The organism is Bradyrhizobium sp. SZCCHNRI1029, assembly GCF_032487555.1.
GTDB lineage: Bacteria > Pseudomonadota > Alphaproteobacteria > Rhizobiales > Xanthobacteraceae > Bradyrhizobium.
Window position 1 is genome coordinate 485,571 of the sequence record NZ_JAUEUK010000002.1, and the last position, 14,417, is coordinate 499,987.

The following is a 14,417-nucleotide window of genomic DNA, read 5'->3' on the forward strand; positions in this document are numbered from 1 at the left end:
CCATCCCGTCGGACTTAGGCGCTGGCCCGGAGCAATGAAAGGCTTCGGTCCAATGTCGTCTCAGCCGTGCCTGACGCATCGACCTGGAGCCAATCGAGACCACCGATATCGTAGTGTTCCTGATCCTCGGCAACCCCGACCGTTGCATCGGACGCATCGGCGACTCGATGGTGAATCCGCTCCTGCCGGCTGCGCAAATCTGCAACGAGGAAGAGGCCGGCAAAGGGCACCTTCAGCCGTTTCGCGAGATCATGGATCTCCTGCCGTTCATCCGAACGTGCAAACACGGCGTCGATGATCACCGTGAAACCTTGTGAGAGCACGCGGCTGGCCCGCGTCGTCAACTCTCGATAGACTCGTGCACTCGATTCCGGCGTATAGGCCTCAGCTGGGAGGCGTTCGGTTTCCTTCACGCCAGACAGTTGCTTGCGCAGCACATCGCTGCGCAACACGATTGCTCCCGGTGGAGGAACCAAGAGAGGAGCGAGAGCCCGGGCGAGCGCAGATTTCCCCGTTCCGGACAGGCCTCCGACCGCGATCATCCTCGGCTCCGCCGGCCGAATCAGGCTGCGCGCAAGTTGAAAGTAGCTCTCTGCGGTCTCGATCGTTGCGGAGCGATCTGCGTCCGAGTGTTCAGCATCAAGGCGGTCGAACCTTGCGACAAAGACTTGTGCACGGATGGCGGCCCGGATCGCCATGAACAGAGGCAGAGCAGCCAATCCTTCGGTCTGGTCGGGCGCTGCGGTCGAGAGGTAGCGGTTCAAGAGGTGGCTTGCAGCGACCGGCTGCGCGAAGTGCAAGAGGTCCATCAGTGGAAAGGCGAGGTCGTACAGGACGTCGATCGTGGCTATTCGGTCGTCGAACTCGATGGCGTCGAACAGCACCGGCTTGTCGTCAATGAGGACAATGTTGGCCAGATGGAGGTCGCCATGGCAGCGTTTCACGTGCCCGTCCTTTGCACGTTGCTCGAGCAGGGGGCGGAGCCGCGCGAAGGCCGAGTGGCAAAGGACGCGGAGTTCTTCGACCTCCGTTTCGCCAAATCGCGAGACTGTCCGAAAGCTGGCGACGAATGCGTCGATCCAGATTGGAATGGACTCCGTCCACAGATTGGAGGAGCTCCGAACGGCGACTGCATGCGACGCTGCGATCGTCTCTGCCAGACGCTCGCCCAATCCGACGTCCAACTGCTGGCGGCGAGAAAGATGATCAAGCGTCTGGCTGTCATCGAAGCGACGCATCTCGACGGCATATTCGACCGGAGTGCCGGATCCACCGACATCGAATGACCCGTCTGGCGCCTTGGTGATGGCGACGACACGCAGATAGATGTCCGGAGCAAACGGGTGATTGATCTCCATTTCCTTTACGCACGCGGCCTTGCGCCGATCGAGCGTCGAATAGTCCAGAAATGGCAGCCGAACGGCGCGCTTGATCTTCAGGGCGCGGTCGCCGATCAGAAACACGGAAGCCGCGTGCGTGTCGATCCGGCGGACACCTGGATGTCGGGCGGTATTGCCCAAGAAGGAGAAGACCAGTTCCTGATCGGATGGTGATGCCATGGGCGGTGTTGCCACGTTCAATTCAAAAGTCCGGGATGAGCACCGCCGCGCCGACGACGTCACCCCGCCTCAGGCGAGCCAGAACGTCATTTGCGTCGGACAGCGGATAGGGCGTCGTATGGGTCCGTATTTGAGCCTGCTGCGCGACTCGCAGGAAATCGAGACCGTCTTGCCGCGTCAGGTTGGCGACGGACACCACCTGGCGTTCTCCCCAGAGGAGGGAATACGGGAACGTCGGAATGTCGCTCATATGGATACCTGCGCAGACCACCCGGCCGCCCTTCCGAACAGCCCGCAGAGCGGCCGGAACAAGCTCGCCAGCCGGCGCGTAGATGACGGCCGCATCCAGAGCAACATCGGGACGCTGGCCCGCCGCTCCGGCCCATGTGGCGCCAAGTTGGCGCGCCAAATCCTGCGCAGCCTCGTCGTGCTCGCGGGTGAACGCATAGATCTGGCGCCCCTGCCAGCGGGCCACCTGGGCAACGATGTGACCGGCCGCGCCGAATCCGTAGATGCCAAGCCTCTCGGCGTTCCCTGCCATGACCAGGGATCGCCAGCCGATCAGGCCGGCGCACAACAGCGGTGCGGTGGCGACGTCATCCTCCAGACCTCCGAGCGGGAACGCATAATTTGCGTCGACGACGGTGTGGGTCGCATAGCCGCCATCGCGCGTATAGCCGGTAAACGTCGGCTGGTCGCAGAGATTTTCCATGCCACGTGCGCAGAACGTGCAGTGGCCGCATGTGTGCCCCAGCCATGGAATTCCGACGCGCTCGCCGAGCCTGTGCGTCGTCACACCAGGACCAATCTGATCGACATGACCGACGATCTCGTGTCCGGGGATGATCGGATACCGGATGTCGGGGAGCTCACCGTCGAACACATGCAGGTCAGTGCGACACACACCGCATGCCCTGACCTTGACGCGGATCTCACCGGGACCAGGATCGGGGTCCGCGAGTGTCTCGGGCTGCAGAGGCGCTCCAGGCTTTCGCAGAACCATCGCTCGCATCGGAGAGCCTCCCGGACGAATTTGCAGGGTAATAAGATAATCAGCCCGGCAATCGTTTGATGCTCATCAAGGACTTGGTTCGAATACTGCGGCCTACCGAGCAGAGCCGGCAGGTGCGGTCGGGGAACGGAGCGGTATTGCATCCGTCACTATGCTGGGATGATAAGTCGCGCTAGACCCGCTGCGGATTGAAACTAAGATCAATCTCCGGGATTCACCCGCCTTTCACCAACTGATGTTGGACGTGCAAATGTCGACCTACCGATTGCGGAACCTGCTTTTGCCTCGCTCCATCGCTCTGATCGGAGGGAGTCCGCGACCGAACTCGGTAGGGAAGGCCATTCTCGACAATATCGTCAAGGCGCGGTTCGAGGGCAAGCTTGGCCTGGTCAATTCCCGCTATCGGGAAATATCCAACATCGCAGCCGTTGGCAGTCTCGCCGAATTGGCGTTTGTGCCGGAACTTGTGGTGATCACGACGCCACCCCCTTCGATCCCGGATCTCATTCATCGCGCAGGCGCGTTGGGGACGGCAGGGGCTCTGATCATTACCTCGGGTCTCGGGCATGGAGAGGGGTCGCTCGCTGACCAGGCCGAGAAGGCAGCGCAGAAATACGGCATGCGTCTCATTGGGCCGAACTGTCTCGGCATCATGATGCCGACCATCAAGCTCAATGCGAGCTTTTCGGCGCACATGCCGGTTGCAGGCAGCCTGGCGCTCATTTCACAGTCCGGCGCTATCGCGGCGGGGATGGTAGATTGGGCTGCTCAGCGCGGTGTTGGGTTTTCTGGAATCGTCTCGATCGGCGATCAGTTGGACGTCGATCTCGCAGATCTACTGGACCACTTCGCGCTGGACGGTGGGACCCGCGCGATCCTGCTCTACATCGAAGCCGTCAAGGACGCTCGAAAGTTCATGTCCGCGGCGCGAGCGGCGGCAAGGGTCAAGCCGGTTGTGGTTGTGAAATCGGGCCGCGGTGCCGTCGGTGCGCAAGCTGCGGCGACACATACGGGCGCGCTGGCGGGAGCGGATGCCGTCTACGATGCGGCTTTTCGCCGGGCCGGCGTTCTGCGGGTCTCCGATCTGCGCGAGTTGTTCGACTGCGCCGAAACGCTGGGGCGCGTGGAGTCGCCCATGGGCAAGAGGCTCGCCATTCTCACGAATGGCGGCGGGATCGGCGTGCTCGCCGTGGACCGACTGGTCGAGCTCGGAGGCGTGCCTGCCGCACTCTCGCCGGTCGTCCACGACAAACTCGACGCCATCCTGCCGCCGACCTGGTCCGGATCCAACCCGGTCGACATTGTCGGCGATGCCGATGCTGCACGCTACACGCTCGCGCTTGAGGCGCTGCTCGCCGATCGAGCCAACGATGCAATTCTCGTCATGAACGTTCAGACCGCGATTGCATCCGCGAGCGCCATTGCCACGGCTGTCACCGAGTTCGTCAGTACCTATCGAAAGCAGCACCGGCGCTGGGCAAAGCCGGTTCTGGCGGCATGGGTCGGTGCGGAGCAGTCGGTCATCGAGACCTTGAGCGGGGCAGGAATTCCGAACTACCCAACGGAGGATGATGCCGTTCGCGGCTTCATGCATCTCGTTCGTCATCGGGAGGTGGTCGAATCGCTTGCCGCTGTGCCGCCGGCCATGCCGAGCTCTTTTGCGCCTGACGTCGAGGCAGCCCGCAGAATTGTAGCGACAGCCCTCGCCGACGGGCGGACCTGGCTCGATCCGGTCGAGATCAGTCGCCTGCTGGAGGCCTATGATATTGCGATGGTTCCGACGTTCGCTGCGTCCTCGGTCGACGAGGCGGTCGGATATGCGGAGCAGTTGTTCGCTCAAGGCACAACTGTCGTGCTCAAGATCTTGTCGAGAGATATCATTCACAAATCCGACGTCGGCGGTGTCGTGCTCAATCTCACTACGGCCGAGGCCGTGCGTAACGCCGCGAACGAGATCATGGCCCGCGCGAAGGCCGTCCGGCCCGACGCACGGATTTCCGGCGTGATCGTGCAAGCCATGATCGTCCGCGCCAAGGCGAGGGAGCTGATCATGGGCATTGCCGACGATCCGACCTTCGGAACCGTGATCGTGTTCGGCAGGGGCGGTACCGCCGTCGAGATCATCAACGACAAAGCGCTCGGTCTGCCTCCGCTCGATCTCCATCTGGCGCGAAACCTCATCGAGCGGACGCGCGTCTCACGATTGCTGCGCGCCTATCGTGATGTCCCAGCGGTCAAGCCCGATGCAGTCGCACTGGTGCTGGTCAAGCTTGCGCAGCTTGCAGCAGACGTTCCGGAGATTCGCGAACTCGATATCAATCCGCTGCTCGCCGACGAGAGCGGCGTCATGGCCGTCGATGCGCGCGTCGCCGTCGGCAGGGTTCCGCCGAAATTCAAAGGCTCTGGTCCGTCGAATTTCGCCGTTCGGCCCTATCCGAGCCAATGGGAACGGCATCTCCAGGTCAAGGACGGCTGGCGGATCCTTGCGCGGCCGATCCGACCCGAGGATGAGCCAACCATTCATGAGTTCCTCAAGCATGTCACTGCGGAAGACCTGCGTCTTCGATTCTTTGCTCCAATGAAGGAGTTCACGCACGAGTTCATCGCGCGCCTGACGCAGCTCGACTATGCGCGCGCGATGGCTTTTGTGGCTCTCGATGAAGCGACAAACGAACTGGTCGGCGTCGTGAGGATTCACTCCGACTCGGTTTACGAGAGCGGGGAATACGCGATCCTGTTGCGGTCGGATCTCAAGGGACGCGGACTCGGCTGGGCATTGATGCAGCTGATCATCGAATACGCCAAGTCGGAGGGCCTGAAGATGATCTCCGGCGACGTCCTGCAGGAGAATGTCGTCATGCTGGAGATGTGTAGGAATCTCGGTTTCGAGGTCAAAACCGATCCAACCGAGCGCGACCTTTGCAATGTCAAACTCAGGCTCTAAGCTCAGATCTTCGGTGTCCTCTCACCCGGTCCATCGGTTCAGGTCGGATGGTGGTCGTCATTGGACGGCGGACTCGCCGCCTCGCCTTCGGAAGCGCCATGCGAGCGGAGAGTTCTGATGATCATCGTCGCAATGGGAACGATGAGCAGCGGAATGAGGCTGTTGAGCGGATGGTTGACCACGCTCGAGATTCGGGACTGCAAAGCTCGTGCTTCCAATTGCAGCGAGTCCATCGCCGAGGAGTGAATCTCGTTGGCTAGTTCGAGTTCCCGGCCGGACGGTGCACGGGATGCGATGATCAGCAGGATCGCCGCAATCGCGATATTGCAGGCTCCGAGTGCCGCGGCTGCCACGACCGCGGAGGTGACCTGGACCAATGCAAGATAGGCCGCCAGCTCGAACATCAGGAGGCCAAAGACGGCGATCAGCGCCGCAAAGGCCCGGAGGCCAAGCCCGACGAGCAAGTGCCGAAGCCTGATGTCGGCAATGACCCGGTCCGTCCGCCAGAGAAGGCGTAAATGTTTAACGACATTTTCGGTATCCACTTAAGTTCTCCGCAGCAGGAGGCCAACGGCAAGCCCGAGGGCGAAGGCCGAAGCCGTCGCCACGATCGGACGATCCCTGATCATTCGTTCCACCTGAACGTCTGTCTCGCTTAGACGCATGTCTAGCACCTCGATCGCTGCAGCGAGCATTCCGGCGGCGGCTGGTTGCGCGTCCGGGTTGTCACGCGGCGTACCCGCGCCCCGCAACAGCTGGCTTAGCTCTCGCGTCAGGCTCTCCAGCTCGGTCCGGAGGGTCGTCGGGTCGATGGCCATGTTTTGTCCTTGCGTCAAAATCACTGTAGAACGTAGCTCGGCACGATGCTTGATTTCGCTCAACCCGTTGCGCTGACGGGATTGACGCAGATCAAGCGAGGCAGATCGGCGCGATTTAGGAACGGGTGTGCCTCGGCACGCCGACTGAGGGAGACATCCAATTGCGTGCTCATCCGGGACTGACCGCGGCGACGACGGAGGATGTGCTCGAGCTTCGTCCGAGCGGATCATGGGTGTCCCTGAACGTGGCAGAGCTCGAGAGCTTGACCAGCTCTGTCGGCAACAGCATCAACAGCGCGACCGCCGTGAAGCTCGATCTTGGGGCCGTCAGCGAAATCGATACCGTCGGTGCTTGGTTGCTTGAGAAGCTCGGCCGCCGGGCTGCTGCGGGCGATCGTCGGGTCGAGATGATCGGGGTAGCAGAAAACTACGTCGGCCTCGTCGAGGAGGTCCGGCAGGTCAATCGACGAGTCGTCGAGCCGGCACCGAGACTGAACCCGATCCTCGCCAAACTCACCGACCTCGGTCGTTCGAGTCTGGGGGCCGCCCAGGACATCAAGGTGTTTCTGGACATGTTGGCCGCGCTGTTCTTTGCGCTGCTGCGCACGCTGCGCCGGCCTCAATCTCTGCGCGTGACCTCCCTCGTCTATCAGATGTACCGCATCGGGTGGCAGGCCATTCCAATCGTGGTGTTGATCACATTCCTGATCGGCGCCATCATCGCCCAGCAGGGGATCTTCCATTTTCGACGTTTCGGTGCCGAGTCTTACGTCGTCGACATGGTCGGAATTCTGGTCCTGCGCGAGCTTGGCGTTCTGATCGTCGCGATCATGGTGGCAGGGCGGTCGGGAAGCGCCTACACGGCCGAGCTTGGATCGATGAAGATGCGCGAGGAGATCGACGCGCTGGTGACGATGGGACTTGACCCTGTCGAGGTGCTGATTCTGCCCCGTATCGTTGCGTTGATCTTGACCTTGCCAATTCTCGCCTTCATCGGCTCGATGGCTGGCCTGTATGGAGGAGGGCTGGTGGCCCAGCTCTATGGCGGCATGGGACCGGCAATCTTCATCGCCCGGCTACACGATGCCATCTCGGTGACGCACTTCGAAGTGGGAATATTGAAGGCGCCGTTCATGGCCCTGGTGATCGGCATTGTTGCCTGCAGTGAGGGACTTCGTGTGAAAGGTAGTGCCGAATCGCTGGGGCAACAGACTACGACATCCGTGGTGAAATCCATTTTCCTGGTCATCGTGCTCGATGGTCTTTTCGCCGTGTTTTTTGCGTCCATTGGAATGTAGCGATGGATGATCTTGGCGTGTCCAGCGCGATCCGCGTGACCGATCTCGTTGTCGGGTTCGGCCGGCAGCTCGTTCTGAACAATCTTTCGCTCGACGTTCGTCGCGGTGAGATTCTCGGGTTGGTTGGCGCGTCAGGCGGCGGAAAATCCGTCCTGATGCGGACGATCATCGGACTCATTCCTCGGCGCAGCGGGACCATTGAGGTCATGGGGACAACCGTTGGGGGCGCCGAGGAGCGGACGACGCAGGCTGCAGCGAAGCGCTGGGGAATTCTGTTTCAGCAGGGTGCTCTGTTCTCGTCACTGACGGTCAAACAGAACGTACAGTTTCCGCTGCGCGAGAGCCTGCAGATGTCGCAGGAGTTGATGGATGAGATCGCGATAGCCAAGCTCGAAATGGTCGGCCTTCGCGCAGAGGACGGTGATAAATTCCCAGCCGAGCTATCCGGCGGCATGACGAAGCGCGCCGCGCTGGCGCGCGCCCTCGCTCTCGATCCGGCGATCGTATTTCTTGATGAGCCGACCTCCGGCCTCGATCCGATCTCCGCCGGCGACTTCGACGCCCTGATCAAGACGCTCCAGCTGACGTTGGGATTGACGGTGTTCATGGTGACCCATGACCTCGCCAGCCTCAACACGGTCTGCGACCGTGTCGCTGCGTTGGCCGATGGCAGGATCGTGGCGATTGGTCCTATGAGCGACCTCCTCCGATCAGAACATCCATGGGTCAAAGCCTATTTTCACGGCAAGCGATCCCAGATGCTGCAACCAAAAGCGAGTTGAAAGATGGAAACCCGTGCGCCCTTCGCTGTCATCGGCGGCTTCGTGCTGGCGGCCATCGTCGCGATCTTTGGCTTCGTTTACTGGCTCAACAACACCGGAGGACTCGGGCCTCGCACGACCTATCACGTGCAGTTCGAGGGCTCGGTGCCCGGCCTGCTGGTCGGGGCTGCCGTTCTGTTCAACGGAATCCGGGTCGGCGAGGTGACTGAGCTCGGTCTGGCGCCGAACGATCCGCGTCGGGTCAACGCAACGATTTCCGTGGCGTCGACGACCCCGGTGCGCGCCGACACCAAAGTAGGGTTGGAATTTCAGGGGCTGACCGGAGTGCCGGTGATCGCGCTGGAGGGCGGCGCGTCTGCAGGAGCGGCGAGTGCCGTATCGACCTTGATTGCAGAACCAGGCGCCGGACAAAGCATGACGCAGGCCGCCCGGGACGCCCTGCGGCGTGTCGACGCAGTTCTTGCGGAGAATGCCGGGCCGCTCAAAGATACGATCGCCAACCTCAAGACATTCTCGGACGGCCTCGCGCGGAATACCGGCAAGCTCGATGGAATCGTCTCGGGTCTGGAGAAAATGACGGGAGGCGGTGCTCCAGCACAGAAAGTCACCTATGATCTGAGCGCGCCAAGAGAACTGGGGCCGGTCAACAAGACCATCAAGGGTCAGCTCTCGATACCTGAGCCCACGGCCGTGGCGATGCTGCAGACTCAGCGCATGCTGTTCACGCCCACAAAGGACTACCCCGGGTTCGGTGATTTCCTGTGGGCTGACAGCATCCCCAAGTTGTTGCAATCACGTCTGATCGATGCCTTCGAGAACTACGATGTGGCCCACGCTCCGCTGCGGACATCCGATCTGGGCCAGCCGGATTTTCAGCTGCTGATCGATGTCCGCCGTTTCCGGATCAATGGCGATACCGCCGCGGTGGAAATTGGCCTGTCGGCTCGCCTCGTCGACAAGAACGGCAAGGCCATCGCGTCTCGGCTGTTTGACGAAAACCAGCCCGTTGCCCGGCTTGATCCTGCTGATGCCGTGTCCGCCTTCGATGAGGCCTTCGGCCGGATTGCCAAATCGATTCTGACCTGGACGATACAGGCGCTCTGAATCGATCGGGCTATTCCAAGCTCTTCAAATACGAGAGCAGATCGTGGATCTGCGGCGGCGCAAGCTGGAATTGGGGCATGGCCGGGTGACCAGTCATGATCCCCTCCGCGAGCGCTTCGCCCAAAGATTCGATCGGGTAGCGGAGATGGAGGCTTCGGAACGGAGGAGCCGGTTCGAACGGGCTATCTCCCGTTCGACCAATGGCGTGACATCGTGCGCAGTGGGCCTTCGCGAAAGCCTGTCCGCGTTGCTGCGCCGTCGACGCCGCGTATGACGGGGTCGCTAACGCAATCGCGGCGAGAAGGTGGCACAGAACAAGCCGCTGCATTCACGATATCCATTGGTTGGGAGTGGCGGCCACGATAGGGCCCGGATTGTTGGTTCGTTTGATTTGAATCAATCGGAACTTCGAGCGTCCGTTAGAATGCAATCATTCTCTTTGCGCTTGGCCCACCGGAGCCCCCGTATGAAGACGTCTCTTGTTGCAATCGATTTCCACGGGCAGGCCTGTGCCGATTGTGCCGTGCGGGGATTCAGTGTCTGTGCGTCGCTCGACCAGTTCGAAATGCGCGAATTCGAGCACCTCAGCCGCCGAGCGCATTTTGCGACCTGCGAGACGGTTTTCGCGCAGGAAGACACGTCGTCCTGCTTCTACAATTTATTGGATGGGGTCATGAGGCTCTACAAGCTTCTCCCCGACGGACGCAGGCAGATCGTCGGATTTGCGCTCCCCGGTGACTTCGTCGGCATGACGACGGAGGAACGGCACGGATTTTCGGCTGACGCGATCGGTCCCGTCACCGTCTGCCAGTTCGCGAAGGGACCGTTCGGACGCTTTGCCGAGGACAAGCCGAATCTGCTGCGCCGGATGAACGAACTGGCCGTGCAGGAGCTGAATCAGGCGCGTGATCACATGGTACTTCTTGGGCGCCGATCAGCCGAGGAGAAGGTCGCGACATTCCTCGTTGGCTGGAGGGATCGGCTGGTGGAGCTTCGGGGACCCTCTAACATGGTACCGTTGCCGATGAGTCGGCAGGATATCGCCGACTATCTCGGGCTCACCATCGAGACCGTCAGTCGAACGTTCACGAAGCTCGAACGGGAGGGCATCATCGCGATCCTGCCCGGGGGCGTCTCGCTTCGGGACTCGGCGCGAGCCGAAGCAATGGCTGCTGCCTGACATCGTTGGCGAAATCCGCATTGCATTGATCTGGATCAAGGACTGTCGCGCAGCCCGTAGGGAACTGTGTCTCAAACTCGAACAGGGGAGAGAGACATGCCGCTCGACGCTATGATCGTCAGCTTTGCAGTTGTGGGGGTTTTTGTCGGGTTCGCTGCGGTCCTGCTTTGGGCTGATTCACAGACAAGGCATCGGGTGTGAGGTACAGGCTGCCCTTGGACTGCGGCATCTTGCGCTCAGAAGAGTAGCGCTGCTGGTCCGACGGGGCGGCTGGACGACGCTCACGCGTTGCACAATGTATGCCGGCCCCGTCTCGGCGGCGGAAACGCCCCCGGCGTCGATTGGCACTGGCTTCGCCGTTGAGCGTTCGCCGCATTTTCCTGGACAATCCGCCGATCTGCCGTATTCCGAGGTGCAATGAAATCGAGGATCGGTGGTCGCAAGTCCGAGGGATCGTCTTTGCTGGTGGCTGTAGGCGTGTCCATAGTCCCCTGACATTTGCGGGGCCTTGGCCACCGGCTTTGGACCTCTCCCTTGGGCGGCGGTATTCGGACGCCTGGGAGATGCGGTGTGGCTGAGGAAAAGCGGGCGAGCGTCCGACCTACCAACAACGGCAAGCTGTCGGTGCTGCGTCAGCACCCGATTTTTTGTGAACTCGAGGCTGATGCGGTCGATCAGCTCTGCCGCTACGCCAAGCCGACATCGCTCAAGCGCGGTGCAACCATCTTCTCAAAAGGCGATCCCGGCTCGAGCTTGTATGCCGTGATCAGTGGCACCGTCAAAATCAGTGTCTCGTCGCCCGACGGTCGCAATGCTATCCTGAACCTGATCAGCGCCGGCGAGATATTCGGCGAAGTCGCCGTGCTCGACGGACGAGAACGTACAGCCGATGCAACGGCCAATACGAACTGCGAGATCCTGGTCATCGATCGGCGCGAATTCCTGCCGTTCGTAAAGAGCCAGCCGGTGCTGGCAATGAAGTTCATCGAGCTGCTTTGCGATCGGCTGCGCTGGACCAGCGACCAGGTCGAGCAGGTCATCCTTCAGGATCTTCCCCGCCGCCTTGCCAGTGCGCTGCTCGGCCTGACCGACAAGCGCAAGCTGGATGCCGCGAGCCGCACCATAGCCATCACGCAGCAGGAGATCAGCGAAATGGTCGGCATGACGCGGGAGAGCATCAACAAGCAGTTGCGTGCATGGGCCGCGCGGGACTGGGTCCGCCTCGAGCACGGGGCGATCGTGCTTCTGAACCCCGAGCCGCTACGCGGATTGGCGGAGGCTGGTCAAGACGAAGACGAGTAGGGGCGGCGCGGCAGTTTCCGGCGTCCTACCTAGCCGATGATGGCCGGACCCGCTGGCCGTGGGGGATGGCCCTCACGATAGGCGATCACGATGCAGAGCAGGATCAGCGAGAGGCCGAGCAGTGGCCCCGGGAATACACCCGCCATGAACAGTGCGCTGATCGAGATCGTTCCGCCGGGCGCGAGCGCGTGAAGGACGGCGTTATGGCTTGGTGGCACCAGCACAACAGGACGGCCATCGCTTCGGGCCAGGAAGCGGCGCCGTTCTGGACGTAGCGGGTGAAGACCGCCCAAGGGATGACGGCTGAGATCAGCACGAGCGCCGTTACGCCCACGATGACGCAAGCGGGATACAGTGCATCGATCGCCCGGCGATAGAGTCCGGCCATCGTAAGCCTCTTGATCGTCCGAACCGAGCATGCGGTCTATGCGATGTCCTGAATGCGCTTGATCATTTCTTGGTACTTCGGACCGTATTTGTCCCAGACCGGCTTCACGGCCTTCTGGAACGGCGCCTTGTCGGCGATTTCGACGATCTCGGAGCCACCGGCCTTGGCCTTCTCAATCGCTTCCCGCTCGTAGGCCTTCCAGAGTTCGCGCTCCTCCATCTGCGCTTCGCGCGCGAACTTCTTGATCAAGGTCTGGTCGTCGGTCGACAGGTTTGCCCAGGACCGCTTCGAGAACACGAGGATTTCCGGAATGACGAGATGCTGGGTGAGCGAATAGTACTTCGCGGCCGTATAATGATTGCTGGAGACGTAGCTCGGCGGATTGTTTTCGGCCCCATCGATCACGCCGGTCTGCAGCGCGCTGAAGACCTGATCGTAGCCCATCGCGACGCCGTTGCCGCCGAGCGCGTTCATCATGTCGATGAAGATGGGATTGCCGATCACGCGGATCTTGAGCCCCTTGACGTCCTCGACCGTCCTGATGGGCTTCTTGGTGTTGTAGATGCTGCGCGCGCCAGAATTCATCCAGCAGAGTGCGACGAGATTTGCGCTGGCATTGGCGCTGACGCGGTCCAGAAGGTCCTGACCGATCGGACCGTCCATCATCTTTTCAGAATGTTCGATGCTCTTGAACAGGAATGGCATGTTGACGACGTTGACGTCGTCGACGATCGGACCGAGCGCGCCGGCGCTGACCCGCAGTATCTGGATCGCCCCGATCTGGGTCTGCTCGATAGTCTCTTTCTCGCCGCCGAGCTGAGCGGAGGGATACATCTGGATCGACAGCCTGCCGTTGGTTGCCGCTGCAAGCTTCTTGCCGAGGTTTTCTGTTGCTGCAACCGTCGGATAACCCGGCGGCTGAACGTCGGATGCCTTGAACACCGCCTTCGATTGCGCAAGGGCGGCCGAGATCGGCGGCAGCGTTGCAACGCCCGCAAAGCCCACGCTCAGTCTGATGAAATCGCGTCTTTTCATGGCGTCTCTCCGACGGAATGATCGTGTCGCCGCAAGGTTCGATGCGATCATCTCGTTAGCCTGGTTGATCGAAATACTCCGGATTCTTGGTCTGAATTTCAGAGATGTCGTCGAGCAGGCGTTCCAGATGACTCGCCATGGCAGCCCTGGCACGATCCGGATCGCGCCGTTCGATGGCCTGGAGAATTGGTTCGTGCTCTGCGATCACTTCGGCCATCCGTCCGATCTGCGGCAGGGTCAGTCGACGATAGCGGTCGACGTGAACCTTGACCTGAACGATCAGCTTCCAGATCCCGGGATAGCCGGCGACCTCGGCGATGCCAGCGTGAAACATCTCGTCCGCCTGGTGGAAGGCTTCGCGATCCTTTGCGGCGCAGGCCTCGCGCTGACGTTCGAGGGTCGCATGCAGGTTGAGCAACTGGCTCGATGTCGCATGCTCGGCCGCCATCCGTGCGGTCGTCTCTTCGAGAGACTTTCGGATGATGATGGTCTCGGGGAGTGCTGCGACCGGAATGCGCGAGACGAAGATGCCGGACTGCGGAAATATCTCGACCAGCCCTTCGTCCGCGAGTTTCAGAATGGCCTCGCGGACCGGTGTCCTGCTGACGCCATAGGCCGTCGCGATCTGCGCTTCCGAAATCGGTTCGCCCGGCAGGCGCACGAGCGACACGAGTTCGGACCTGAGATCGGTGTAGATGCGTGACGCTGCTGTCGCGCCGCGGGGGCGACCATTGCGGCGCATGCGGGCGACCACGGGCCGTGGCGCTGCGGCCAATTTCCTCGGGGGTCGACCGGACATCTTCGTTTCCTCAACTGATATATTAGTATATGAAACTGGCTTTGCAACCGAAATTGCCGTCAGCTGAGGGCGCGTGATGGTGCAATGCGATGTACGCAGGCAGCAACCACGGGCACGCAACAAAGCCTATCGTCTTTTCTTGCCGTCTTCATCTCGCCCCTAACGGCGGATCGGCCGTTGTCGGCGGCGACTTGTC

At 61.2% G+C, this 14,417-nt stretch carries 14 protein-coding genes; 6 read left to right on the forward strand and 8 right to left on the reverse strand.

Annotated features, from left to right (window positions below):
- Window positions 1–14: 14 nt before the first annotated feature.
- Window positions 15–1,559, reverse strand: a complete 1,545-nt coding sequence (locus QW861_RS08055; RefSeq protein WP_315753511.1) for an AAA family ATPase — start codon at window positions 1,557–1,559, stop codon at window positions 15–17.
- Between the two features lie 22 nt (window positions 1,560–1,581).
- Window positions 1,582–2,571 (reverse strand): zinc-dependent alcohol dehydrogenase family protein, encoded by a 990-nt coding sequence (locus tag QW861_RS08060; RefSeq protein WP_315753513.1) that lies wholly within the window; start codon window positions 2,569–2,571, stop codon window positions 1,582–1,584.
- A gap of 250 nt (window positions 2,572–2,821) precedes the next feature.
- Here QW861_RS08060 and QW861_RS08065 point away from each other — a divergent pair, with 250 nt between their 5' ends.
- Window positions 2,822–5,515: a bifunctional acetate--CoA ligase family protein/GNAT family N-acetyltransferase gene (locus QW861_RS08065; RefSeq protein ID WP_315712948.1), complete on the forward strand. Its 2,694-nt coding sequence runs from the start codon at window positions 2,822–2,824 to the stop codon at window positions 5,513–5,515.
- A 38-nt stretch (window positions 5,516–5,553) separates the two neighbouring features.
- Here the strand turns inward: QW861_RS08065 and QW861_RS08070 are convergent, their stop codons facing one another.
- A complete protein-coding gene (locus QW861_RS08070; protein ID WP_315712946.1) occupies window positions 5,554–6,060 on the reverse strand; it encodes a phage holin family protein in 507 nt (168 codons plus the stop codon).
- Complete coding sequence (locus QW861_RS08075) at window positions 6,061–6,333, reverse strand: hypothetical protein (RefSeq protein ID WP_315753516.1); 273 nt, start codon at window positions 6,331–6,333, stop codon at window positions 6,061–6,063. It lies immediately after the preceding gene.
- A gap of 161 nt (window positions 6,334–6,494) precedes the next feature.
- Between QW861_RS08075 and QW861_RS08080 the strand changes: the two genes are divergently transcribed.
- From QW861_RS08080 to QW861_RS08090, 3 genes are read left to right on the forward strand one after another with little or no spacing between them, the layout of a single operon-like run.
- Entirely contained in the window at window positions 6,495–7,631 is a 1,137-nt protein-coding gene (locus tag QW861_RS08080) for an ABC transporter permease (protein WP_315753517.1), read from the forward strand.
- A 2-nt stretch (window positions 7,632–7,633) separates the two neighbouring features.
- Complete coding sequence (locus tag QW861_RS08085; protein WP_315712944.1) at window positions 7,634–8,413, forward strand: ABC transporter ATP-binding protein; 780 nt, start codon at window positions 7,634–7,636, stop codon at window positions 8,411–8,413.
- A 3-nt stretch (window positions 8,414–8,416) separates the two neighbouring features.
- Complete coding sequence (locus QW861_RS08090; RefSeq protein WP_315753519.1) at window positions 8,417–9,517, forward strand: ABC-type transport auxiliary lipoprotein family protein; 1,101 nt, start codon at window positions 8,417–8,419, stop codon at window positions 9,515–9,517.
- A 10-nt stretch (window positions 9,518–9,527) separates the two neighbouring features.
- Here the strand turns inward: QW861_RS08090 and QW861_RS08095 are convergent, their stop codons facing one another.
- Window positions 9,528–9,845, reverse strand: a complete 318-nt coding sequence (locus QW861_RS08095; protein ID WP_315712942.1) for a cytochrome c — start codon at window positions 9,843–9,845, stop codon at window positions 9,528–9,530.
- Between the two features lie 138 nt (window positions 9,846–9,983).
- On the opposite strand from QW861_RS08095, the gene QW861_RS08100 reads away from it, so the two are divergent.
- Together QW861_RS08100 and QW861_RS08105 are read left to right on the forward strand one after the other, a co-directional pair.
- A complete protein-coding gene (locus QW861_RS08100) occupies window positions 9,984–10,697 on the forward strand; it encodes a helix-turn-helix domain-containing protein (RefSeq protein WP_315712941.1) in 714 nt (237 codons plus the stop codon).
- 570 nt (window positions 10,698–11,267) lie between these two features.
- Window positions 11,268–11,999 carry a Crp/Fnr family transcriptional regulator gene (locus QW861_RS08105; RefSeq protein ID WP_315753521.1) on the forward strand — a complete coding sequence of 244 codons (732 nt, stop codon included), beginning with the start codon at window positions 11,268–11,270 and terminating at the stop codon, window positions 11,997–11,999.
- A gap of 29 nt (window positions 12,000–12,028) precedes the next feature.
- On the opposite strand, the gene QW861_RS08110 is transcribed toward QW861_RS08105, so the two are convergent.
- From QW861_RS08110 to QW861_RS08120, 3 genes are all read right to left on the reverse strand, one after another.
- Window positions 12,029–12,217, reverse strand: coding sequence for a TRAP transporter large permease subunit (locus QW861_RS08110; protein WP_315753523.1), 189 nt, complete (start codon window positions 12,215–12,217; stop codon window positions 12,029–12,031).
- A gap of 206 nt (window positions 12,218–12,423) precedes the next feature.
- Window positions 12,424–13,422, reverse strand: a complete 999-nt coding sequence (locus QW861_RS08115) for a TRAP transporter substrate-binding protein (protein ID WP_315753524.1) — start codon at window positions 13,420–13,422, stop codon at window positions 12,424–12,426.
- A gap of 55 nt (window positions 13,423–13,477) precedes the next feature.
- Complete coding sequence (locus QW861_RS08120; protein ID WP_315713634.1) at window positions 13,478–14,164, reverse strand: GntR family transcriptional regulator; 687 nt, start codon at window positions 14,162–14,164, stop codon at window positions 13,478–13,480.
- Window positions 14,165–14,417 lie beyond the last annotated feature (253 nt).